Here is a 243-nt window from a genome sequence, read left to right on the forward strand (position 1 = left end):
AAGCGGAACCTTTGTATTTGCAAGCTTTACAATTGAGAAAAAGACTGCTGGGAGAAGACCATCCGGATGTTGCCCTCAGTTTGAATAATCTGGCAGGACTCTACAATTCTCAAGTCCGCTACAGCGACGCGGAACCCTTGTTTTTGCAAGCATTAGAACTCTATAAAAGACTGCTGGGAGAAGACCATCCGGATGTTGCCCTCAGTTTGAATAATCTGGCAGGACTCTACAATTCTCAAGTCC

The 243-nt window shown here is 45.3% G+C and carries 1 protein-coding gene; it reads left to right on the forward strand.

Features of this window, described 5'->3' with window-relative positions:
• Positions 1 to 17: 17 nt before the first annotated feature.
• The coding region (locus tag MiSe_RS50505; protein ID WP_444980652.1) for a tetratricopeptide repeat protein at positions 18 to 243 on the forward strand (226 nt) is incomplete at its 3' end.

Source organism: Microseira wollei NIES-4236 (assembly GCF_020521235.1).
In the GTDB taxonomy this organism is placed as follows: Bacteria; Cyanobacteriota; Cyanobacteriia; order Cyanobacteriales; family Aerosakkonemataceae; genus Microseira; species Microseira wollei.